Origin of the sequence: Clostridium sp. HV4-5-A1G (assembly GCF_900184915.1) — a bacterium.
GTDB lineage: Bacteria > Bacillota > Clostridia > Clostridiales > Clostridiaceae > Clostridium_B > Clostridium_B aromativorans.
Genome location: NZ_FXYI02000044.1, coordinates 1 through 21,950, shown reverse-complemented (window position 1 = coordinate 21,950; position 21,950 = coordinate 1). Strand labels below are relative to the sequence as shown.

Genomic DNA, 21,950 nt, shown 5'->3' with positions numbered 1-21,950 from the left:
TGATAATTTTATATGTATTAAAATAGATTTAAAATTCTCTATTTTATGTCTATATGATGTGAGTTTTTATTACATTTTTCCCTATAAATTTTGATTTTACATTTATATCCACATTTCAAATTAGGCTCTGTAAATTGTCATTTACGCAAAACAGCCAACATCATATTCCAAAAAATCACTTTGGCATATAGTATTGGCTGAATATTTTCACATATTATCATCCAAAATTCATTATACTTCTCAGATGATCTACAGCTCTTTTTTTCCTGGCAGCTGCTGTCCTATATGGTATCTTCTCCTTTACTGCATATTCTTTTAAGCTTATTTCCCATATATAATACCAGACTATTGCACTTTTTTCTTCCTCAGAAAGTTTTCTTACAGCTCTCCACAGATCAGAATACTGCTGTTTTTCTATGAACTCTTCCTCGATATTTTCTTCTGACTCCACCGTGTCCACGAGTTCATCACCGCCGCTGTTCACACTATAAAGGCTGCAGCAAAAATATTTTTTCACACTGTTCCTTATTTTGCAGTAGAAATTCTTTTTGATGGCAGCTGCGGCATAAGTGGAAAAATGGCACTTGGAATTCATGTTGTATTTGTAAATGGACTTTATAAGTGAAAGCCTTCCTTCCTGCACCATATCCTCAAGAGTGTACCCTTCTATATAAAAGGAACTGGTAAGATTTATAACCATTCCGTCAAACCTTCTGCAGATTTCACCTATGGCAGATTTGTCCTTATTTTTAGCTCTTACAAGAAGTTCCACGAGGTGAGTCTTTTTCAGGCGGCTGTAATCTGTATTCACAATTTCTGGGGAATGCTTGTCCATAATATAATCGGGTTTGAATTTATATCCCATAACATTCTCTCCCTATGATTTCAAATTGAACCTATTGCACTTCAAATATATATTTCCTGTCTTAAATATTTTATTACAAATTCAAAATTTCGTGCCTTTCTGCCAGACTTTTCATCAATTAATCCTTAAATTCAGGCAGAACTTGTAAATAGCAGCGTTCGGATAAAAAGCGGGTCTGGAACAAGTATATCTGAAGCCAGACCCTATATGAGCACTACTTACTATTTCACCTCAAGCTCAACAGTAGAAGTATCCTGTATATGGGCAGAATCTACAGCTTTTAAATCCCCGTTTTTAGTGGTAAATATATTTTTTGCAATAATTGTTTCCATGGCAGTTTTTACTTCCTGATCCGTTATACCTTCTTTTACATTGGAGATCCTTATAGAAGCCTTTTTACCTTCTTCAGTCAGAAAACTCATAATCAATGATTTGGACATATAATTCACCCCCTTTTTCAATTCACGGTTCACAATACACAGTCCACAATTGTTCATTGTACATTGTCAATTATTAATTTGTCTAAGCGTTTGTTATACCACTTTCATCCTGCCTTATGAGCTCTTCTAAAGTCTTTCCGAGAAGCTTTTCTATTTCTCCGGCAACATCATAAATATCCTGAACAGCAGCATCTATTTTTATATTTGAAAAGGTCTGTCTTTTGATTATATCTTTTCCCTCTTCATCCAGACCATCTTTATATTTCAATATCACTGAAGTGTTCAATAAAGTAGTTTTAGCAGCCATCCTCATCACCTCCCTTCAAATAATATATATGCAGTTTTTCAAAAATAGGCAAGATTTTTTACAAAAAAAATAAAAGATATAAAGATCATTTCAAAATCTTTATACCTTTTAAGTCTATTTTCTCCTTCTGCTCTTTTTCTTACTCTTCTTGACTTTGCTGCCGTCCTCTCCGTAATAATACTGATAGTAATACCCATAGTATCCTTTTTCCTTTATCTCAAGCTTGTTTAAAACCGCTCCAAGTATATTGGCACCTACTTTCGATAAAAGATCTCTGGCTTTTACAGCTGCCTCTTTTTCCACCTGAGAAGACGATATTACCAGAAGACAGCCGTCCACGCAGCGGGATAAAAGCTGGGCATCCGTCACTGCCACTACAGGAGGAGTATCCAGTATTATATATTCATACTTCTCTTTCAACTGCTGCAAAAAAATTTCCATTTTCCTGGAGGCCAGAAGTTCTGCCGGATTGGGGGGTCTTATACCAGATGTGAGAAGATCCAGATTTTCAACTATATTTTGTTTAACCGCATCTTCAAAACTAATTTGCCCTGCCAGCACATTCGAAAGCCCGTTTTCATTAGATGTCAAAAATATTTTATGCAGATTGGGTTTCCTCTGATCACAATCCACAAGCAAGGTTTTGGCACCCGTTTCCGACATGACCACTGCCAGGTTGGCAGAAGTAGTGGACTTACCCTCCCCAGGTCCTGAGCTCGTGATCATTATAGACTGTATTTTCTTATCAAAAGAAGAAAATTGAATATTTGTTCTCAATGTCCTATAAGCTTCTGCAATAGGATCCATTGGGTTTCTTATAGTGACTATATGTACTTTATCCATCATCTTCACTCCATCTGTGTCTCAAATCTTATTACTATGTTCTAAAAAGGCTGAAAATTCTCTTTTTCTCTCTTATTCTCCCGCTTACGGGGTCTATAAGCTGATTTTTCAACAATCTCTCACAATTTTTTTCCATATACATATAAATATCATGATTGACTTGAGAAGCCATTTCAAGTGCACTGCTGATGCCCGGATGCCGCCCACCAGTGGAATGGGCATCTGATGCTATAAAACTACAGATTTCGTTTTTTATCAGAACCCTGGCAGTATTTTTCACTTTTTTCCCAAATATACCCCTTATACTTCCTGTATTTACCTGGACCAGACATTTTTCATCCAGGAATTCGTTTATCTTGGATGGGTTGTCTATAATATATCTGTATCTTTCAGGATGGGCCACAATTGGATGCACCCCTCTAATTTCAAGTTCATATATTATATCCAGAGCATTTTCCGGCATATTCATCATGGGGAATTCAACCAGCATATAATCTGTATCGCCAATGCAGCCTATTTTCCCGCTTTTATAATATTCAAGGCTGTAATGATCAAGCATTACCTCCTGACCGGGAATAATATTCACATCTATATTCTCTTCTTTGGCTCTGCTTTTTACTTTTTCCAGAAGTTTTTTTATATCATCGCAGCTGTTTTCATAACAACCACGGTAAAAATGTGATGACGCCACTATGGCTTTTATTCCATCCTTTTCCGTAAGCTTAAGCATTTTCAAGGTCTGCTCCATGGATTTTGAACCGTCGTCTATACCCGGAAGTATATGGCTGTGTATATCTATCATATAAATATCACCACCTTTTGTCCAATTTACAGCTTGCAATTGTAAGCTGTGCGCTGTCAATTGTGAATTGATTAAACTCGTCCTTTTGGTATTATCCCCAGCACTGGAATTCCCAGCTGTTTTTTTATATCATCTTCAGTCTTTATAGTGTTGTCCATATATTCAAGCATAAAGGAAAATCCCACAGAAACCAAAAGACCTACAAAAAATGCACTAGCTACATTCAGCATTTTCTTGGGCTTTACAGGCTTGTCTGGAAACTGTGGCCTGTCCATTATATTTATGTCTCCACCTGTAGGAAATACTTTCTTTGATTCCGCTATAAAACAACTGCTCACTGCATTTACCATCTTTACAGCCTCAGATGGATCCCTGCTCTGCCCTGTTATCTGTAAAATCTGAGTTCCCTGCTGGGGCTCTATGGAAACCAGTTTTTTAAGTTCTTTTGGAGTAAAAGCCCCATTTAATTTGCTAGAGGCATTTTTCATAACAACATTGGAACCTGCAATCTGTGCATATGTCTTTATAAGATTCTGATACATCATCACATCATTGTACTGGGTATTGCTCTTCCCGTCTTCAGCAAGTTTTCCTATTATTATTGTGGTACTTGCTTCATAAGTCGGCTTTATCACAAAAAAACTCAGTAATCCAGATGCCAGAGTACATATTACAACCATAAGTGCTATAAGTTTTCTTCTCTTTTTCAATATATTATAAAAATCTCTCAGATCCAGCGTTGTTTCTTCTTCCACTTAGTTATTCCTCCTATATTTCAGTAATTGTTTTGCATCAAGGCTAACACTTTCAGGATATCCGCTATCTTCCAATCATATTGTAAAGTATGCTGGCAGAAGATGTATCTACATTTGAAAATACTGCAGCTTTAAGCTGTGTCTTCTCACTGGATGACAATTTGCTGTACATTGATTTAACACTACTTTCTGCCGAATAAGGATTATAGGAAGGATCTTTCATGCTGCCCACCACAGACATCATCTGGGATATAACCGCTTTTTGAGCTCCTGTGCTTACAGCTCCGGAAGCTGCATTCAATCCGTTCATCACCCTGGCAAGTGCCTGCTGCCTTTCTCCTGAACTGGATGATCCCAGAGATGTACCTGTACTGCTGCCAGAATTTCCAGTACCAGCATCATCTCCACTTACAACATTAGTTTTCGTAGATAAATTGGAATTCTTTAGGCTGGAATATTTTTTTATGATGTCTTCTATGGACTGAAGTTTGCCCTTAAGTATATCTTCAATGTTCAGTTTTCTCTTTTCAAGAGTAACTAAAAGCCTATTATCTTTCACACTTAAGGCAGTGATACCCACAGGAAATCCCTTAGTGCTCACCACTATGGAATTCTGCTCGACGGCTCCCTTGTTTTTCAGTCTTGTAGACAGTTTCTTCAGAATATAGGATTTAGGCAGGGTGATTTTCCCGGCTTTAAAGTATTTTGGAGTATACCTGATTTCATCATTTTCCCTGGAAAGGGTGCCTTCCGATGTAACAAGCACGTCAAAACCCTTATAGGCTGAAGGTACATAAAATTTTATGTTGTCTCCGTCAAAATCTGCTTCCACCGCTTTCACAGTAATATCACTGCCCCTGTACTCTTTAAAATACAGAGATATAATCTGATTCACTTCATCTTTTGTAAGCTGTGCAGTTCCTCCCGTATCCTGGGCTTTTATTATCTTTTCAAAGAGCCCTACTGTAAATTTGTATTCAGGTACACTATAGGATGACTGCCAGAAAAGAAGTCTTCCAAAAACTGCTGCTGCCAGAATTAAAACAACAACCACAGCTAAAAATATTATCTTTTTACTTTTACTTGAATTTTTCATATATGCTCTCCCAAAATTTAAAATAAAGTTTTTACATAAAATCCCTCAAAAAATTATAAGTTATCCAGAAATATATTATTTATTATAACATATCCCAGAATAACTTATGTGTAAATTTAAAATTAACAATGGAACCAATATATCCCACTATACTCCAAATTTAGCTTCAAGGGCAAGGCCTTCTGAAATTGTAACTCCCGAATCAAATACAGCACTTTCCAGATCAGTCTTTTCTTTATCTGAAAGATTATCAAAAAGGGCTTTCACAGTTTTAGCATCCTGGCTGTAATCATAATTTTGATCCGCCAGATATTTTCCCATTGAATCTACTACATCGGATATTATCTCTTTTTGATCAGCATTGAGTGTTGATGTACCTGAAATATCTATTGTTTTGAGTTTTGTCAGCACCGAACTGAAAAGATCGTAGTCAGACTGGGAACCACCGCCACCACCTCCAGGATTTGTCGTATTCCCCTCAAGCAAACTCTGAAGTGAGCTCACAATGCTTTCGGGCACTGCTGCAGTTCCTCCTACGGCAGTAACTTTGACATCATCCGGCACATTTGATTTTAGAAAATTCTCTATTCCAATGCTCACAGAATTATAGGTAAGAACAAGTGGAGAAGCTGTCTTTGCCGCCAAGGCTGAAGCCGAAAGTGCATCTGCAAATTCCTTTCCCGTAGGTCCGTCAGCCTGGACAACATATATATTGTCAAATTTGAGCTTGCTTTTGAAATAATCAAGTACATTCAAATTGGTATCAAACCTGTTCTGGCCGCTGATTCTTTCAGAAGATGGAAGCTGTGCAAGCACACTGTCATTTACAACAGCGCTGCCTCCAATCACATAGGAATTTTCTATGGAAGCTTTGTTCTGAGCTATATAATTTTTTACTGAATCCGGCAGGGAACCAGCTCCTGTAAGAAGTATGGGCATGCTTTCACTGGCAGCCACAGGTGCTATGGAAAGAGCATCTGCAAAGCCGTAGGCTGAAGTAACCACCACATTTGTGGAAGTTTTAAGTGCTTCTGCCACTTTTACAGAAGTCTCAAATCTGTCAGCCCCTCCAATTCTCTGGGTATCAAGTCCCATCTCTTTAAGTTCATTTTCTATATTCAGGGATATGGACGCCGTTCCGCCTATTTCTATTACATGCTCTGCCTTGAGCCTTATTATTTCATTTTTGGCATTTGCATCAAGAGCTCCGCTGGTGGTCAAGAGTATGGGAGCAGAATATTTTTTGGCAAGAGGTGCTGCACAGAGAGCATCGGGATAATTCTCTCCGCTGGCAAGTATTACATAACTTGAAGTGTCCCATCCGCTCTGAGATACCTTTGCGGATGTCTCATATCTGTTCTGACCGCCCAATCTCGGCACCGCTGCAGAGACACTTCGCGGCAGTACAATGCCTGCAGAGGAAGCCAGAAATATTCCAATAACCAATGCCGAAAATATTTTATTTTTTCTTATCATAAAAACACCTTCCTTTCAATTCACAGTTTACAATTCACAATTATGGAGGATTTTCTTCCGCTGTGCTTTAGAAAATCTATATTGTGTGGATTTTCCGCTGGAAAATCTTCTTTTGTTGTCGTTTGTGCTTTAATAAATAGAATTCAGGTTTTCACCTGAATTCTATTTATATTTTTATTTAGTTGATACTAGCCTTGAATTGTAATATAGAAGTATGAATTTCCATTATCAACGTATACTTTAAATGTTCCAACTGTGCTAGTCACACCTAATATATCATCAATGTTTACTTCTCTTGATAAGCTACTATCATATAAAACTTTATTATCTTGTTCAATTCTATTTATGCTAAAAGGTGTACCTTTAATAGCTATTGTAGGCGAAGGATTACTTAGATTAACTGAATCTTTTATAGCAGATTCTAAACTAGTTATAAATGCAGTATAGCTATCGTAGTCTATTTCTTTATTTTTTATTTTCTGTGCTACTAATTGAACATCTATACTTCCACCATCTTTAATATACTGAGAAAACTTAGAATCTTTAGCTTTTTCTGCTATTAAAAAATCCTGAAATGTCTTTCCATCAATTTTAGCTGCATTTACATGAGCAGATGCTAAATCATAAATTTTTTGTACTCTATAAGCTATAGTACCAGGTGTATTTATATCTCCTACATCTGCCTTATCCACGTTATTAAATATATCTTGTACAGTAGTTATCTTATCTTCGTAAGAGCCTTTAACCTTTAATGTTATACTATCAGTTGTGTCAACATCATAATATTTTCCTAAATCAGGATTACTAGCTATAGTATCTTGAATCTTTGGACCATAATATTTAACGATATCAGCAGTAATATCAGTTGCGGTAGTGCTTCCACCGCCGCCACCGCCGTTAGATGCTTTGCCAAAGGCGTCTTTGATCTCGTCAGCCAGTGAATCGGATATGTTGCCTGTTCCGCCCAGTACTGTAAGAGTACTGTTCTTAGGTACATTTTCATCAAGAAAATCTTTTGTAGAAGAACTCAGTGTATATCCTGTTATTATAAGAGGATTCTTGTTCTTTGCTGCCAGTGCACTGCCTGTAAGGGCATCTGCAAATTCATTACCTATAGGTCCCTTGCCAAGAGCTGCATAGATATTGCCAAAATTAAAGCTTGATACAAACTCCTTAAGTACAGCTGTATTGGTTTCGTACCTGTCGGCTCCTCCAAGTCTCTTTGGTGAAGTAAACAGATTTTTAACGGAATCACTCACAGATCCAGTTCCACCAATTACATAAGTTTCAGTTATACTTGAATTTGCTTTCAGATAATTTGCTTCAGCATCAGGAAGGCTGTTTTGCTTCGTCAAAAGTATCGGCATACCATTTATAGCTGCAGAAGGGCCTGCCGACAGTGCATCCGCAAAACCTTCACCACTTGCTACAACTGCTTTTACCGGCTTTGTCTTAAGAGCCTCTGCTATTCTTACAGAAGTTTCATACCTATCTTGTCCACCTAATCTTTGAACATCCTGAACATCTGGGACCTGAGCTTTTATCTCATTTAGAACACTTTCAGGAACCACGCCTGTACCACCTACTACAATTACATGATTTACATTCAAATCTTTTAATTGATTCAATGCATTCTGATTCAAACTGTTTCCGGCAGTCAAAAGTATAGGTGCGTTCTTTTCCTTCGCAAGTGGTGCTGCACAAAGTGCATCTGCATAGCCTTCACCGTTTGCCACTATTGCATAATCTGAAGAAGTCCATCCATCCTGTGCAACCTTTGCAGCTGTCTCATATCTATCCTGACCTCCAAGTCTGTTTACCCTGCTGGATGAATCAGCTTTTACAGTTGATGGTAATGCTGTCCCTGCAATTAACAAGGTTGCCACACCACAAACCGATAAAACTTTCTTGCCATTTTTTTGCATATGTATTACCTCCATTCATATTTAATTAAGAACTTAAAATAAACAAACGTCTCATTTAATTTATACCCCTGTTGTTAACAAATTTGACACATCTATATTATACTATTAAAATAAATAATTTCCAATAGCTCATGACTCATTTGCTATAAGTCCTCTTATTATTTAGTATTCGTCTGTAATCCAAATTTTTTTAGACATTATCTGAAATTCACAAAAAAAATATGGAATTAACTTTTTCAACTAAAGCAATTCCATAGTCCTAACATATTTACAAATTATATTCTCTTTATATTTTTGCCGCCATTTATATTTACCAATTTATAAATCACCGACCACCCTTCCAGGGCTTGATCATATTCTGGATGAACATCTGTCGGAAATGCAAAATTACACAATTTAGCTCTATAGGGGCTCACTGTGAAATCCTTCAAATTGAAGTCCTGTGATTTTACCGCCCGCTTGTTTTTATCAAGCACGGTCATAGGCATTTTATTAATGGTAATTGGCTTGTTTGTAGCATTTCTCATAACTGTCGTTATAAGTATGTTCCCATTTGTCTGAAGTCCTATACTGAAAGTCGATATACTGAATTCTCCCTCTTCCATTTCAGGAAGCTCATCTAGAAACTTATCGAAAACAAGCTTGTCCTCAACGGATATTCCCTCAGGCAGTCCTTCATATCTCGGTCTCACTTTGGAAGTTATGTTGAATTCACCATTCAATACAATTTTCCAGTCATCTGCAGGTATCTTATCCACTTTAAGATTTTTCTTTTCAAAATAAAGCTTTACAGGTCTGGCAGAATGAGGGGGCAGTTTTCCCAGTGACGAGAGGTTGAAGGTCTGGGATGCCAGAGTTTCTCCCTTAGAATTTACAATCAGAAAAGGTATTTTCTGCAGATTCAAATTAGTGGAAAGTCCATTTCTCACATAGACCTTAACTTCAACTTTATCTCCCAGGTCATAGGCATATACACCTGACACGTTGAGCTCCCCTTCCTTTATAGGCGGCAGCTCCCTTATCTCATCTATAAAAATTTCTTTTTGTACATCTGAAACTACATTTTCCTCTTCATCCAAAAGTGAAAGCACAGTAGAAACATATTCTTTTTTGTTATTTTTTTTGCCATCTTGTGTTTTCTTTACCATATTAAACCTCCAAAATTCTTTATAATAGCTCATTTATCCACAATACAACTATTGATTATCTTAACTTAATATATCATAAGGATTTTATAAAATCAAATATATATAAGTGTAGAGTTACTAGTATATAGCCAAAAGTTTCAAGTTTACTTTTTATTAACTTTTTCCCGGGTAAAATTTCAGATTATAATCCAAAAAGATAGTTATTCATTTCTATTGATGGTATAATAATCTAAAAAATATATAATAGGAGGGTAAGGGGTTTGCAGAAGTATTTTAAAAGATATTTTGGATTAGCACTGGTTTTCTTATTCACTTTCAGCAGTACATTCATATGGAATTCACCAAAAGTTGGTGCATCAGCCGGAAAATACACAGTTTCAGATTCGGACATAACTGCAGACAATATATATTCATTTCAAAATGGCCTGGTCAAATTTCAAAGCGGCAGTTTATACGGGTTAATGGATAAAAATGGCACGGTAAAAACAAAACCTGAATTTACTTCCATCGGCTCTTTCAAAAACGGCTGCGCAAAAGTTTCCAAAGGTACAAAGTTCGGCTTTGTAGATGAAAATGGGACAGTTATAGTACAACCTCAGTATGAAGATGCAGGAGATTTTTCTGAAGACGGCCTGGCGGCAGTGAGCGCAAATTCAAAGTGGGGATTTATAAACACCAGAGGCAGTGTCGTCACAGAGCCTCAATTTGATGTAATATACGGTTTTCAGCAGGGCTTCGCAAAAGTGAGAAAAGATGGAAAATATGGATTTGTAGATGCCCATGGCAATATATTCCTGGATTGCAAGTACGACAATGCCTATGATTTTCAGAACGGTTATGCTGCTGTAAAGTTGAATAACTCCTGGAGTCTGGTAGACACCGAGGGTAATTTCAAAGCTTTCAACTTCGATGAGATAAAATCGCCGATACTGGGACTCGTACCTGTAAAATCCGAGGGCAAATGGGGTCTTTCAGACATGGACGGCAAAATAGTACTGGAACCCAAATACAAGGATATATATTATTTGAATAGTAATCTGATAAAAGTGTCCAGTGGTGATAAATACGGACTCATCGATAAAAACGGCCGTCTGATCCTCGATACGGGCTATGACAGCATCACATCCCTGGGCAGCGGTTTCTCTCAAATAGTTAGATCTGGAAAGTGCGGCATTGTAGATGCCTCCGGGAAAATAGTCCTTCAGCCGCAGCTGGACTGGATAGACAGCTACAAGGAGGGAAAAGCCATTATAACGTCCAATGGAAGATATGGATTTGTAAATTCATCGGGAGAAATAAAATACCTATCCCAGTTTGACAAAATATATGCTTTCAGTGAAGGACTTGCAAGAGTTCAAAAGGGGAAAAAATGGGGTTTTATAAACAGCAATGGAGATATCGTGATAGATACTATATTTGACAATGCCCTGGATTTTAGTGAAGGCTATGCAGCAGTGAAAAAAAATACAGGCTCTTCAAATATTGAGGATTCAGGAGACACAGATTTCAGTAAGAAATATATAAAATGGGGCTACATTGACAGACTGGGATCTACCTTTATATCCTATGATTTTGACAATGCTTCATCCTTTAATGACGGCACCGCCGCAGTTTTAAAGGACAATAAATGCATCATCATAAAGAATTCAGATGTAAAATTAATGACAGCCCTTACTACAAAAGATCCACTTAAAACCTGGAGAATAAAATTCAGCAAGCCGCTTGACGACAAGACAGTCAAAAATGAGGATGACGATACTGTAATAAACGACATAGATATGACAATGACAGATAATATCAAGGTGACAGACAGCAGTGGGAAATACGTAAATGTCTCCTTTAAACTGGAGGATCCAAAAACCATAGCAGTAAGCCCTCCCTATGAGGGATATGAGGCTTCCCAGGATTATACCATCACCATATTGAACAACAATAAATACAATATAAGAGATAAAGACGGAAGTACCTTAAAACCTTCTATTATAAAAATACCTTTTTCAGTTAAAAATTAAAAGTGCATAGTTAACATCAGGGTTGATTTTCGACATTTGCCGGAAATCCTCCTCGCTTTTAACTATACACCATCCATTTTTCACCGTTAAATCATTTCACGGTTATATTTGCTATGTTTTTATTATCCCTTACTGCCATTACACTGACCTGCATATTTTTATATTTCTTTTTTAAATCATTGGCATACTTTTGTGCCAGATCCTTCGCCTCTTTATCACTCACACCACTTTTAATTACCATAGTCGCTATAGCCCTGTTGCTCTGCACATATACTTTTCCATTCAGTATAGGCTTTTCTTTCTTAAGCTGGGCAGTTTTGTCTGCATCCTCAGTAATTTTAGGTCCTTTTGTATTTTCAGAAGTCTGTGTAGTTTTTTTGGTATTGTCATTTTGTTGTCCGGATTTATTTCCAAAAGAACAAGCTGTAAAAGATACAATCAGCATCATAATAACTGCAGTAATTCCCAGTGATCTAATCTTTCCTCTCATCAAATTATCTCTCCTATACAACTATAATTGATTTACAGATTATATTCTATCATACCTGCTGCAATTTAACAGCTGCCCTTTAAGTTATTCATAAAAAATTTACTTGGAAAGATTGTATTGGAACTGATCTGAAGCTATCATATAATTGTCCTGGGCACTCTTTAAACTTACCTTTTCACTTTGAAGTGCAAGAGCGGCAGAATCAAGATCCACTTCAGTGAGTACCCCTTCTTTAACCTTGGTCAAAGTATTGTCATAATTCATCTGTGCATTTTCAACCTTTATATTTTCCGTATTCACCAAATCCTCACTGTTTTTCAAAGAATAATAACTGTTCCACAAATTGACTTTAAGATTCAACTGTGTGCTGTAAAGACTGTTCTGGAGGTTCTGTATGCTGAGCCCCGTATTCACTTCCCCCGTAGCGTCATTGTAGGAATACTGCTTGTATATATCCTCCTGAATTTTAAGTATAGCAATATTATTAGTTATCTTTGCCATATCATAAGAATTGTTCACTGCATTGTCAATTTTTGACTGGATACTGCTGTCATCAAATTTTACAAACTGCTTTGATGCAGGTAGAACTAATTTCACATCAGTATTCAAATCCATATTTATGATCTGTTTTATATTGAGTTCAGACTGCTGAAGCTGTGACCTGGGAGTATTAAGAGAGGCCTCAAACTGGCTCCTTTGAACCTGAAGAGCCTGAAGGGCATCATTTGTCAGCTGGCCCTGCTGTATCTTAGCCTCTGTCTGTGCAATCTTTTTATCCACATTTGCTATCTGGGCATTTATAGTAGTTATCTGATCCCGGGCATTTATTGCATTTAGATATTGCTGCTCTGCAGAAAATTTCAAATTCTGCAGTGTATCATCCCTGTCATGCTTGGCATCTTTGATATTCTGTTCATCCTGCTTCGGTACCACATCTATTGCAATTTTCACAGCCGCATACTGACCCGCAGGATAATTGACAGGGCTTTTATCAGCATTGAGCATTGCATTTTGATGGTCCCGGTCAAATTGTCTCTGATATAGAAGTATTTTCTGATCGTACATGTTAATTTCCATATTATTCTTTTCTATGCTGCTTAACACCTGGTCTAAGGTAAGGGTTGTGCTTGTCGTATCTGAAGTACCAACTGCAGCCGTGGTATCAGCAGGGACTGCAGCACTACTAGCTTCTGCAAAACAAGTGCTTCCCATGCCGAGTACCATAGCAAGTCCAACTATGACGCTTAACTTTTTTTTCAACTTTTTTGCCTCCCTACATAATTTAATTCATATCAATTACTGAGCTTTGATGTGTCATCTCCAACACCGCAGGCCAGGTTCAATTTAAGCTGTGCCATCCATATATCCCTTTGAAAGGATTTCAAATCATTCTGTGCTGCCTTTAAATTGCTTGCCTGGACGTCAAAATCCACTTTGCTCATCACACCTGCATTATATTTGACTCTGGCAACATTATAATTTCTCTGCGCCAGATTAAAAGCATCTTTTTTGGAATCAAGCATCTTGGACTTGTTTTGTAAATCACTATACAGATTGTTTATTTCAACAGGTATATTTATTTCAGCAATGTCAAGTGCATCCTGTGCCTGATTTACATCATACTGCCCAATCTGGTTCATAGTGTCATATTTAGAGGGAAATACCCCTTTTATAATATCATATTCAAATTTTTTGAGATTCACATTTTCCTGTGCATTTAAAATTTCCGCCCTGTTTTTCAGCGCATCACTTACATAATTATCATAACTTCTTATATAGGGTGACTCTGTGATTTTATCCCTGAGAAGCACATCGTACTTTGTATATATGTCCCTGTCCAAAACCTGATTTATTTTCATAACTGCAAGATCATATTGTCTCTGGACCTTATTCAGATTTAAATTTTCACTGTAGTAATCTGCCTCTGCCTGCTTTACATCTGCCGGAGAAGCCGTTCCCAGCTTTAGTTTTAATTGTGAAATATTATATTGATCTTTCGCACTTTGAAATTTTTGCTTTTCGAGGTCAAGTGCATCCTTAAAATCCATAAGGGCCGTATATTGGGTGTAAGCAGATAATTTCACCTGATTTTCAGCAACTTTGCCCATATTAGAGTACTTGTAAATGGAAAATTTGGCCTCTGCAGGAGGATTCGCTATGCCCTGCAAAAGTGTAAGCCTAGTATAGCTATCTAAAGTGTCTCCACCCTCATCCAACTGATCTCCATAGTTAGCAGCATTTTTAACTGCCTGATTGTATGAATTTTGAGCCTGCTGTGTTGAAATATCAGCACTTTTCACTTCATAAGACTCTTTTACCGCAGCATCAATGGCAGCATCAATATCCAGGGTATTTCCCTGGGCAAAAACTGAGGTGCTTGTACAAAATATAATTATAACCGCTGCAGCAAATGTTTTTATTTTGTTCATATTTTCCCCCCTTTCACACACTACAGTAATTTTTCATTCTTGTGGTATCCAAGCAACTATCCATATTACCAATATCTTACCAGTGAACTAATTTTACCATAATTACATATACATTTCCATAGATACAGCTATAATTTTACATGATATTAAGTGTAAATTTCATGCTTTCCCTATATAGTTTTTCCCACATTTGTGCTAAACTTTAAGTATATACTTTTAAGGGAGGGAAAATACATATAATGAAAAAAATAGTAGGATTAGCTGTAAGTCTAACCATGTTACTCTGTACCGCAGCTCCAGCCTACGCTAAGACTACGTACAACGTAACAAGACTTGCGGGTACTGACAGATATGCAACATCTATAAAAATTGCATCTAGTTTTAAAACCGGAAATCTTCAAAACATAATACTTGCAAGCGGGAGAGATTTTCCGGATGCTCTAAGCGGCAGCGTTTTATCAAAAAAATACAACGCTCCCATACTCTTACTGAATGACAGCACAGATAACAATTCCAATGTCTTTGAATATATAAAAGATCATTTGAATTCTTCCGGAAACATCTATGTTCTCGGGGGCGGTTCATCCATAAGCGAGGACATTTTAGATCATATTAAAGAAATGGGTTACGAAAATGCCAATTTTACAAGACTGGGCGGATCCAACAGATTCGACACCAACAAATATATAATCAATTCACTGAAAGTCACAAACGGAACTCCAATAGTTTTGGCAAATGGATGGGGCTTTCCTGACGCCTTGAGCATATCCAGCATAGCTGCTTCAAAGGGATATCCTATATTCCTGGTAAATACAGACAGCCTGCCTTCAGAGACCAGGGATCTGATTTCATCTATAGAACCATCCAAAGTATACGTAATTGGCGGACAAGCTTCTGTATCTGAAACCGCCGTAGATGAGTTAAAATCCCAGCTGCCGTATTTAAATGATGACAACATAGAAAGATTAGGCGGAGCTACAAGATATGATACATCTATGAGCATATGCAAAAACTTCAGCTTCAATTCAAATACAGCAATACTTGCAAATGGCAAAAACTTTCCCGATGCACTTTCGGGGAGTGCACTGGCCGCCAAATTGAATGCACCTATAATTTTAACCGATGGAAGCGATATATCAAATCAAAAAAGTTTTATAGATGAGAAAAATTACAGGAACATATACCTTCTCGGAGGATTAGGTTCTGTAGATTTACCTGTGGAATATCTGCTAAAATCTCCATCGGCAGTGCCGCAGACTGAAAAAGATTATGTAAATAATTTAAAAGATTATTGTGAATCCTATGAAAACGAAACTTACAATACTGCAGACGAATTAAATCAAACCTATACCAATGCCACAAATACAATGTCAGAGTTAGATTCCGCCAGCAGTGCCGAGGAAATGCAGCAGTATCTTGATCAGATGATCCAGGTGCTTACTACCGGAAGTTCGTATCTTACAACTTATAAAAATAACCTGACAACATTTAGAGATGATGTATCCAAATTATCTGTTCCGGAAGGTCTGGAACCCCTAAACAAACAGTATATAGACAGCATAAATAAACAGATAAATGCTGTAAATCAATCCATAGGCTATACAAATAGCTGCATAGAAATACTGAATTCCATTAAAGATGGAATAGCTGAGAAGAATCAAAACAAAATAGAGACAGGATCTCAGAAATTACAGAACTTGAGCAATGAAATGAACGATATTGCAGATGTTCAAAACAGCAACAGCGGAATATACGATCTATATGTAAGACTCACAGATGCCCTGAACAACTTGAATCAGGAGTAACCTTCAATAGAAAGTTCAGAGTACAAAAAACAAATATCAAATCTAGCTGGTTTTCGGCATATGCCGAAAACCTTCATCATTTCATATCTAAACTTTGAACTTTTTGAATTTATTCCATTCCGGTTCTTATGTTGTCAATGCAGGCTTTTATTATGCCCTTCTGCTCCATGGCAGCTGCAGTTTTCTCATAATCATAGGTAAACTCCACCAGTTCTGCATATACATCCCCATATTTTACATCCATGATCACATAAGTGCCATTGGGCCTGCCTATCTTGGGTTTTCCGATACTGCCGTCATTTATAAGTATTTTAGAACCGTATCTGCTTTCACAGGGTATATGGGTGTGGGCGCACACCAGCACATCCCCTGCAAAAGCCTCCATGACTTCCGATGCTTCCCTTGAATTTTTCAGAAGATATTCATTTATGGATCTGGTGCTTCCGTGTACAAAGCAGATTTTTTTATCCAAAAACTGAAGATTTATTTCCCTCGGAAGTGATTTCAAATAGGCCCTGTTTTCCTCCTTAAGTTCACCAGCTGTCCAGGGCATGCAGAATTCATTGATCCTGTTATTTCTTATATAGTTGAACTTTTTTTCAAGCACTGCTGCATCGTAGTTGCCCAGTATGTTCAATATATGCTTTTCTCTTATAAATTCCACAACTTCATTTGGATAAGGACCATAGCCAACCAAATCTCCAAGGCATATTACAGCATCCGCCTTTTTTTTTTCTATATTGGAGAAAGCCTCCCTGAGTGCTTCCAGATTTCCGTGTATATCAGAAATAATTGCTATTTTCATATTGTTTCACTCCTTGTCATAACTTATTTTAACACAGTTTCTAATATCAATTTGTATTTCTAAAAAATATGTACTAAAATTATTGTTAGAATAGTATGAGGAGGAATATTATGTCAGGGAACACTGCCTTAACTCCGCAGGAAGTCGCAGATATGTTGAAAATAGCCAAGAACACAGTATACGAATTGATAAAAAGAGGGGAGTTAAAAGGTTATAAAGTAGGTAAAAAAATTAGAGTGGATACGAGAGATGTGGAGGAATATAAAAACAGGAAAAAGAATACTGGCAGGCGGCAGACCAATACACGTAAAAAGGACAATTCTTCACTTTTAGATATTCTTTACCCGGGAAATACCAGAGAGGATGATTTTGTAATCTGCGGTCAGGATATGCTTTTGGATATACTGTCCCGTTATATAGAGATGCACTATCCTGAAATCAGGACATTTCGTTCATATGTTGGAAGTTACAAGGGATTACTGGGGCTTTACATGGGAAAAGTACAGGTAGCTACCGCCCACCTATGGGATGGAGACTCCGGGAAATACAATATACCTTTTGTAAGGAGGCTTATTCCCGGCATACCCACCGTTATAATCCACCTGGCCTGCCGCATGGAAGGCTTTTATGTTGCAAAGGGCAATCCTAAAAATATTCACAGTTGGGAAGATTTTAAAAGACCGGATATCAATTTAATAAACAGGGAAAGGGGATGCGGCGTCAGAATACTCTTAGATGAGCACCTGAGACTGCTCAATATAAAGGGCAAAAACATATCAGGCTACAACAGGGAATGTCTTTCCCACCTTGCCGTAGCCAGCACCGTGGCCAGGGGAGAAGCAGATGTCGGCATTGGAAATGAAAAAACCAGCCTTCAAGTTCAAAACATAGATTTTATACCACTTCAAAAAGAGAGATATGAACTTGTCATAAAAAAAGATGACATGGATAATCCTCCTTTTAACTCGATAACCAAAATACTCAAGTCGGATAAATTCAAGCAGGAGCTTGCAGGTATAGGAGGCTATGATCTTTCAGAAACGGGCAATATCACAGCAGAACTTTAGGCAATGCACAATTGACAATTCACAGTTTACAATTTATTTACAATTTATTTACAACCCCCGGCAACAGCTTGAGCTGCGGGAGCAGCCTGGCCGGGGATAACCTGACCGGGGGGATAGCCACCCAACAGCTACCCTTGATCTTAGCCAAGGGTGCTTAAGATATCTTCTAATGCTGCAGCTGCAAGCCCAATGGAATTATCCGATATACCATAATATATATACAATTTTTCATGTTTTTTTACTGCACCACAGGGAAAAACCACATTTGAAAAAAATCCCCCTGTTTCATAATCCATCCTGGGATCAAGAAGCGGTTTCTCACTGCGGGCAATAATTCTTGAAGGGCAGTTGACATCGAGCAGAAGAGCTCCCATGCTGTAATGCCCCTGATCATCCACCCCGTGGTACAATTCCAGCCAGCCTCTATCTGTTTTAACAGGAGGTATCCCGGCACCTATTTTTTCAGAATCCCAGTGACCCTTTCTAGTACATGCCAATATTCTGTGATTCCCCCAATGGAGAAGATCATAGGATTCAGATATCCAGATGACAGGATCACCTGTACTTTTTGATACGGGCCTGTTTAGTGCAAAGTACCTGCCATTTATTTTTTCAGGGAAAATCACTACATCCTTGTTTTCCGTTTCAAAAATATTCCCGAGCTTTTTATAATCCTTAAAATCAGAAGTTACGGCTAGGCTAGTGACAATTCCATATTGTGATACTGAACTATAGGTTATAAAATAGCTGCCGTCTATCTCAGTTATTCTCGGATCCTCGATGCCAAAGCTCTCGTATCTATTTTCCGGAAATATGAAAGGTTTGTCCTCTATTTTAAAATTCACTCCATCCGTACTTCTGGCGAGCCTTACATGGGACATGGAAGTGAGATATACAAAATCGCAGCAACTATCTTTCTCTTTAATTACCCTGGAATCACTAAAGTCATATCTGTCATCTTCCTTATCCAGATCTACAGTTTTCAGAGCAGCACTCTGCCCGTCTATAACTGGAATTTTTATATGCCCATCATTATTGTCCTTAAACCTCTCTGCAACCCTCATGGCAAGTACTATTTCACCTTTATAGAGGGCCGCGCCAGGATTAAACGCACCTATGACTTCAAAATCCCTGCTGGAGGGAACAACATCTTTACAGGTTACGATGGGATTAAATTTACACCTTTTTATATTCATCATGACACTTCTCCTTTTTTACGCATATATTCATAAAAAGGATTATCTATCTCAAGAGTCTGGGCTTCAATATCGCTTATTCCGGCATACAAGACCGCTTTTTTATCTTTAAATTCAAGTCCACCACTAAATACAACATCGTACAAACTTCCGTCTTTACTTGGTCCAGGCAAAAAATCCTCCCTGGTTGCAATTATTTTTACATCCTTGTATCTCATAGAATTCATATCCAATACAAAAGTCATGGAATAATAATGCTTCATCCCGTCCTCATCCATTTTAGCTATATGTCCCAGTAATCCAATGTTATTTTCATCAATAGGATATATACTGTTTATTCCGCCCCACTCATCATCATGTAAAAAGTCATTCAAAATTGGCGCATCCTCAATAACTCCCATACTCAGATCATTCAATCTCCTGATTTTTGTAAAACCTATTTTTCCCTTTCCTCCCTTGGCTCCCTGTGGACGTGTCAAAACTCCTATACTTCCATCCTTGAGCTCAGCTATACGCAAATCCTTCATACCGTCAGGACCCACAAAAAAAAGCTTCAGATGAAAAATATCCCTTCCCTTATACATTATGGTTCTCCATATAAGATTATAAGGGTTATTTATGCTGTTAAACACCTCTACACCGCCTATCACCAGCTCATCGCCTATCTTGGTGAAAAAAGGATCTTCCAATTCCATAATAGGTGATTCAACTACATGACACCAGGCGTCCTTATATTTTTCAAAAAACAATACCATGGAATCCCTTCCCATTTTGGACTCAACCCTTCCAGCTATTACAATCCTTCCATTATTTAAAAAGGGAGCTGTTATATTATACACATCTTTGTTAAATATTCCTATGAATTTCACTCTTTTTGCCGCTTTTTTTGTCTTTATAGTCTTATGTTCCTTTAATAGCTTATCACAATTAATAATCATACATTTTACACCTTCTCCATCCAACCGGCATATAAAATGGCAACACCCGTCTTAATAATAATTATTACTTTCCCCTATATTCTACTACTATATCATTCTATATTCACGTTTTTTACATAAGGTATTTTTAGAAGACTTACCATAATTTTTTTTGTTTCATTTTGATTCTTAGTATAAATTCTAAAGGTAAGCCTTACCTCCAAATCCTTGTCAGTTTTGTTATAATGCCTATTCACTTGAATGCCTGATATTTTTATTTTTGAATTTTTCAAAGTATCCAGCGCAGGATTGATCCCATCCGGTGAAAGATCTGCCCTGCCCATAGAATAAGAGACAGTCTTTTTAAATTTATTGAATATTTCAAGTGCCACAAGGATGAGCACAGTAGCACTTATACCGGGAATATACATACCTGCACCAATTGCTATGCCAATTCCAGCTGTAGCCCACAATCCAGCCGCAGTAGTCAGCCCTCTTACAAATTGATGCTCCACTATTATAGTACCAGCCCCGAGAAATCCAATCCCGCTCACTACCTGGGCAGCTATTCTGCTTGGATCCACCGATATGGCATTTGTATATAACAGATCTGTAAAACCATACTTGGACACTAACATGATAAGGGCACTGCCCACTGCTACAACAAAATGTGTCCTGAGTCCCGCTTCCTTGAAGTGACTTCTCCTTTCAAAACCTATTAAACCTCCCAGCACTCCCGAAAGAACCAACCTAATTATCATTTCCCACTGACTCATAAAATTTCCTCCTGTACTTACACAAAATCCGAAAAACAGATTTCCAATTAATTATTATACTTTTATAGTATTTAATTATAACATAAAATGGCACTGTGAAATTAATCACAGTGCCACAGCAATTAGTTTAGTTAATGTCAATTCTCTTGCTTTTGTCCTTGTGTTTCTCGGATTTTGGAAGATTTACCTTCAAAACTCCATCTTTAAAAGAGGCGCTGATTCTCTTGTCATCTACATTGTCAATATAAAAACTTCTTTTAAATTCTCCATAACTTCTTTCACGCCTTACAAAATCTTCTCTCTTATCCTCCTTGGAATCTTCTCTCTTTGCAGATATAGTCAAATAATTATTTTCAAAACTTAAATCTATAGAATCTTTATTTATTCCCGGAAGATCTGCTTCAACTACATAGGAGTCATCATTTTCTTTAAGATCAACCTTAAAATCCCTGCCAAAACCATTTAATCCAGCGGGTAAAAAATCATGGTTGAAAAAGGATCTCATGAATTTTTCAAATTCATCACCCCTGCTTAAAGAATTATCTCTTCTGAATGGAATCATATCAAACATAATATACAACCTCCTAAATCATCATAATTTGCTGTTTCCAACTGTCTCATTGTCTGTTAATCCTTATTACAGTTATTATAATACAATAAAGGTCAAAGAAAGTCAAAGTCTAAAAAATACAGCTTTGACTTCTAACCAGCAGTCATCGGCAGTAATAGCTATATATTTTAGTATCAGACTCTTATACACATCTGACGCTGCAGACGAAGCTAGAAGTGTAGATCT

21 protein-coding genes are annotated in these 21,950 nt (G+C 37.4%); 3 read left to right on the top strand and 18 right to left on the bottom strand.

The genetic code is table 11. The annotated features are described in order from the left end of the window. Positions 1-217: 217 nt before the first annotated feature. From J5G60_RS06950 to J5G60_RS06905, 10 genes are all read right to left on the bottom strand, one after another. Positions 218-865 (bottom strand): sigma-70 family RNA polymerase sigma factor, encoded by a 648-nt coding sequence (locus J5G60_RS06950; protein ID WP_150357590.1) that lies wholly within the window; start codon positions 863-865, stop codon positions 218-220. 221 nt (positions 866-1,086) lie between these two features. After that, positions 1,087-1,305: a DUF2922 domain-containing protein gene (locus tag J5G60_RS06945; protein ID WP_150357592.1), complete on the bottom strand. Its 219-nt coding sequence runs from the start codon at positions 1,303-1,305 to the stop codon at positions 1,087-1,089. A gap of 82 nt (positions 1,306-1,387) precedes the next feature. Further along, positions 1,388-1,612, bottom strand: coding sequence for a DUF1659 domain-containing protein (locus J5G60_RS06940; RefSeq protein WP_150357594.1), 225 nt, complete (start codon positions 1,610-1,612; stop codon positions 1,388-1,390). Between the two features lie 114 nt (positions 1,613-1,726). Beyond that, the gene (locus J5G60_RS06935; RefSeq protein ID WP_150357596.1) at positions 1,727-2,455 is read right to left on the bottom strand and encodes a CpsD/CapB family tyrosine-protein kinase; all 729 of its coding nucleotides are present in this window, start codon (positions 2,453-2,455) and stop codon (positions 1,727-1,729) included. A gap of 34 nt (positions 2,456-2,489) precedes the next feature. After that, entirely contained in the window at positions 2,490-3,257 is a 768-nt protein-coding gene (locus J5G60_RS06930) for a tyrosine-protein phosphatase (protein WP_150357598.1), read from the bottom strand. Between the two features lie 71 nt (positions 3,258-3,328). Further along, positions 3,329-4,012, bottom strand: a complete 684-nt coding sequence (locus J5G60_RS06925) for a YveK family protein (protein ID WP_150357600.1) — start codon at positions 4,010-4,012, stop codon at positions 3,329-3,331. Between the two features lie 64 nt (positions 4,013-4,076). Further along, the gene (locus J5G60_RS06920) at positions 4,077-5,108 is read right to left on the bottom strand and encodes a YpmS family protein (protein WP_150357602.1); all 1,032 of its coding nucleotides are present in this window, start codon (positions 5,106-5,108) and stop codon (positions 4,077-4,079) included. A gap of 147 nt (positions 5,109-5,255) precedes the next feature. Continuing rightward, the gene (locus J5G60_RS06915; RefSeq protein ID WP_150357604.1) at positions 5,256-6,584 is read right to left on the bottom strand and encodes a cell wall-binding repeat-containing protein; all 1,329 of its coding nucleotides are present in this window, start codon (positions 6,582-6,584) and stop codon (positions 5,256-5,258) included. A 188-nt stretch (positions 6,585-6,772) separates the two neighbouring features. Beyond that, complete coding sequence (locus tag J5G60_RS06910; RefSeq protein WP_190972221.1) at positions 6,773-8,509, bottom strand: cell wall-binding repeat-containing protein; 1,737 nt, start codon at positions 8,507-8,509, stop codon at positions 6,773-6,775. 275 nt (positions 8,510-8,784) lie between these two features. Further along, entirely contained in the window at positions 8,785-9,657 is an 873-nt protein-coding gene (locus tag J5G60_RS06905; protein ID WP_150357608.1) for an SLAP domain-containing protein, read from the bottom strand. 260 nt (positions 9,658-9,917) lie between these two features. Between J5G60_RS06905 and J5G60_RS06900 the strand changes: the two genes are divergently transcribed. Then, positions 9,918-11,669 carry a WG repeat-containing protein gene (locus J5G60_RS06900; protein WP_150357609.1) on the top strand — a complete coding sequence of 584 codons (1,752 nt, stop codon included), beginning with the start codon at positions 9,918-9,920 and terminating at the stop codon, positions 11,667-11,669. A gap of 91 nt (positions 11,670-11,760) precedes the next feature. Here J5G60_RS06900 and J5G60_RS06895 read toward each other — a convergent pair whose 3' ends face one another. The 3 genes from J5G60_RS06895 to J5G60_RS06885 form a co-directional block, all read right to left on the bottom strand. After that, positions 11,761-12,159, bottom strand: coding sequence for a hypothetical protein (locus J5G60_RS06895; RefSeq protein ID WP_150357611.1), 399 nt, complete (start codon positions 12,157-12,159; stop codon positions 11,761-11,763). A gap of 99 nt (positions 12,160-12,258) precedes the next feature. After that, on the bottom strand, positions 12,259-13,419 hold the full coding sequence (locus tag J5G60_RS06890; RefSeq protein ID WP_150357613.1) for a TolC family protein: 1,161 nt from the start codon (positions 13,417-13,419) through the stop codon (positions 12,259-12,261). Between the two features lie 32 nt (positions 13,420-13,451). Next, positions 13,452-14,588, bottom strand: coding sequence for a TolC family protein (locus J5G60_RS06885; RefSeq protein ID WP_150357626.1), 1,137 nt, complete (start codon positions 14,586-14,588; stop codon positions 13,452-13,454). A gap of 239 nt (positions 14,589-14,827) precedes the next feature. On the opposite strand from J5G60_RS06885, the gene J5G60_RS06880 reads away from it, so the two are divergent. After that, positions 14,828-16,393, top strand: a complete 1,566-nt coding sequence (locus J5G60_RS06880; RefSeq protein ID WP_150357628.1) for a cell wall-binding repeat-containing protein — start codon at positions 14,828-14,830, stop codon at positions 16,391-16,393. 109 nt (positions 16,394-16,502) lie between these two features. Here the strand turns inward: J5G60_RS06880 and J5G60_RS06875 are convergent, their stop codons facing one another. After that, positions 16,503-17,198 carry a metallophosphoesterase family protein gene (locus tag J5G60_RS06875; RefSeq protein ID WP_150357630.1) on the bottom strand — a complete coding sequence of 232 codons (696 nt, stop codon included), beginning with the start codon at positions 17,196-17,198 and terminating at the stop codon, positions 16,503-16,505. Positions 17,199-17,308: 110 nt separating this feature from the next. Here J5G60_RS06875 and J5G60_RS06870 point away from each other — a divergent pair, with 110 nt between their 5' ends. Then, positions 17,309-18,265, top strand: coding sequence for a helix-turn-helix transcriptional regulator (locus J5G60_RS06870; RefSeq protein ID WP_150357632.1), 957 nt, complete (start codon positions 17,309-17,311; stop codon positions 18,263-18,265). A 140-nt stretch (positions 18,266-18,405) separates the two neighbouring features. On the opposite strand, the gene J5G60_RS06865 is transcribed toward J5G60_RS06870, so the two are convergent. The 4 genes from J5G60_RS06865 to hsp18 form a co-directional block, all read right to left on the bottom strand. Further along, positions 18,406-19,464 carry a glycoside hydrolase family 130 protein gene (locus J5G60_RS06865; protein ID WP_229981955.1) on the bottom strand — a complete coding sequence of 353 codons (1,059 nt, stop codon included), beginning with the start codon at positions 19,462-19,464 and terminating at the stop codon, positions 18,406-18,408. Next, positions 19,461-20,399, bottom strand: coding sequence for a DUF1861 family protein (locus tag J5G60_RS06860; protein ID WP_150357634.1), 939 nt, complete (start codon positions 20,397-20,399; stop codon positions 19,461-19,463). The genes J5G60_RS06865 and J5G60_RS06860 overlap by 4 nt, the downstream gene beginning before the upstream one ends. A 92-nt stretch (positions 20,400-20,491) precedes the next feature. After that, the gene (locus tag J5G60_RS06855) at positions 20,492-21,154 is read right to left on the bottom strand and encodes an MgtC/SapB family protein (protein ID WP_150357636.1); all 663 of its coding nucleotides are present in this window, start codon (positions 21,152-21,154) and stop codon (positions 20,492-20,494) included. A gap of 127 nt (positions 21,155-21,281) precedes the next feature. After that, positions 21,282-21,725, bottom strand: a complete 444-nt coding sequence (gene hsp18 / locus J5G60_RS06850; protein ID WP_150357638.1) for a heat shock protein Hsp18 — start codon at positions 21,723-21,725, stop codon at positions 21,282-21,284. Between the last annotated feature and the right edge of the window lie 225 nt (positions 21,726-21,950).

Excerpts from the sequence above, each read along its gene's own strand:
- J5G60_RS06950 (WP_150357590.1), bottom strand. The coding sequence starts at position 865 with ATGGGATATAAATTCAAACCCGATTATATTATGGACAAGCATTCCCCA.
- J5G60_RS06945 (WP_150357592.1), bottom strand. The coding sequence starts at position 1,305 with ATGTCCAAATCATTGATTATGAGTTTTCTGACTGAAGAAGGTAAAAAG.
- J5G60_RS06940 (WP_150357594.1), bottom strand. The coding sequence starts at position 1,612 with ATGGCTGCTAAAACTACTTTATTGAACACTTCAGTGATATTGAAATAT.
- J5G60_RS06935 (WP_150357596.1), bottom strand. The coding sequence starts at position 2,455 with ATGGATAAAGTACATATAGTCACTATAAGAAACCCAATGGATCCTATT.
- J5G60_RS06930 (WP_150357598.1), bottom strand. The coding sequence starts at position 3,257 with ATGATAGATATACACAGCCATATACTTCCGGGTATAGACGACGGTTCA.
- J5G60_RS06920 (WP_150357602.1), bottom strand. The coding sequence starts at position 5,108 with ATGAAAAATTCAAGTAAAAGTAAAAAGATAATATTTTTAGCTGTGGTT.
- J5G60_RS06915 (WP_150357604.1), bottom strand. The coding sequence starts at position 6,584 with ATGATAAGAAAAAATAAAATATTTTCGGCATTGGTTATTGGAATATTT.
- J5G60_RS06910 (WP_190972221.1), bottom strand. The coding sequence starts at position 8,509 with ATGCAAAAAAATGGCAAGAAAGTTTTATCGGTTTGTGGTGTGGCAACC.
- J5G60_RS06905 (WP_150357608.1), bottom strand. The coding sequence starts at position 9,657 with ATGGTAAAGAAAACACAAGATGGCAAAAAAAATAACAAAAAAGAATAT.
- J5G60_RS06895 (WP_150357611.1), bottom strand. The coding sequence starts at position 12,159 with ATGAGAGGAAAGATTAGATCACTGGGAATTACTGCAGTTATTATGATG.
- J5G60_RS06885 (WP_150357626.1), bottom strand. The coding sequence starts at position 14,588 with ATGAACAAAATAAAAACATTTGCTGCAGCGGTTATAATTATATTTTGT.
- J5G60_RS06880 (WP_150357628.1), top strand. The coding sequence starts at position 14,828 with ATGAAAAAAATAGTAGGATTAGCTGTAAGTCTAACCATGTTACTCTGT.
- J5G60_RS06875 (WP_150357630.1), bottom strand. The coding sequence starts at position 17,198 with ATGAAAATAGCAATTATTTCTGATATACACGGAAATCTGGAAGCACTC.
- J5G60_RS06870 (WP_150357632.1), top strand. The coding sequence starts at position 17,309 with ATGTCAGGGAACACTGCCTTAACTCCGCAGGAAGTCGCAGATATGTTG.
- J5G60_RS06865 (WP_229981955.1), bottom strand. The coding sequence starts at position 19,464 with ATGATGAATATAAAAAGGTGTAAATTTAATCCCATCGTAACCTGTAAA.
- J5G60_RS06860 (WP_150357634.1), bottom strand. The coding sequence starts at position 20,399 with ATGATTATTAATTGTGATAAGCTATTAAAGGAACATAAGACTATAAAG.
- J5G60_RS06855 (WP_150357636.1), bottom strand. The coding sequence starts at position 21,154 with ATGAGTCAGTGGGAAATGATAATTAGGTTGGTTCTTTCGGGAGTGCTG.
- hsp18 (WP_150357638.1), bottom strand. The coding sequence starts at position 21,725 with ATGTTTGATATGATTCCATTCAGAAGAGATAATTCTTTAAGCAGGGGT.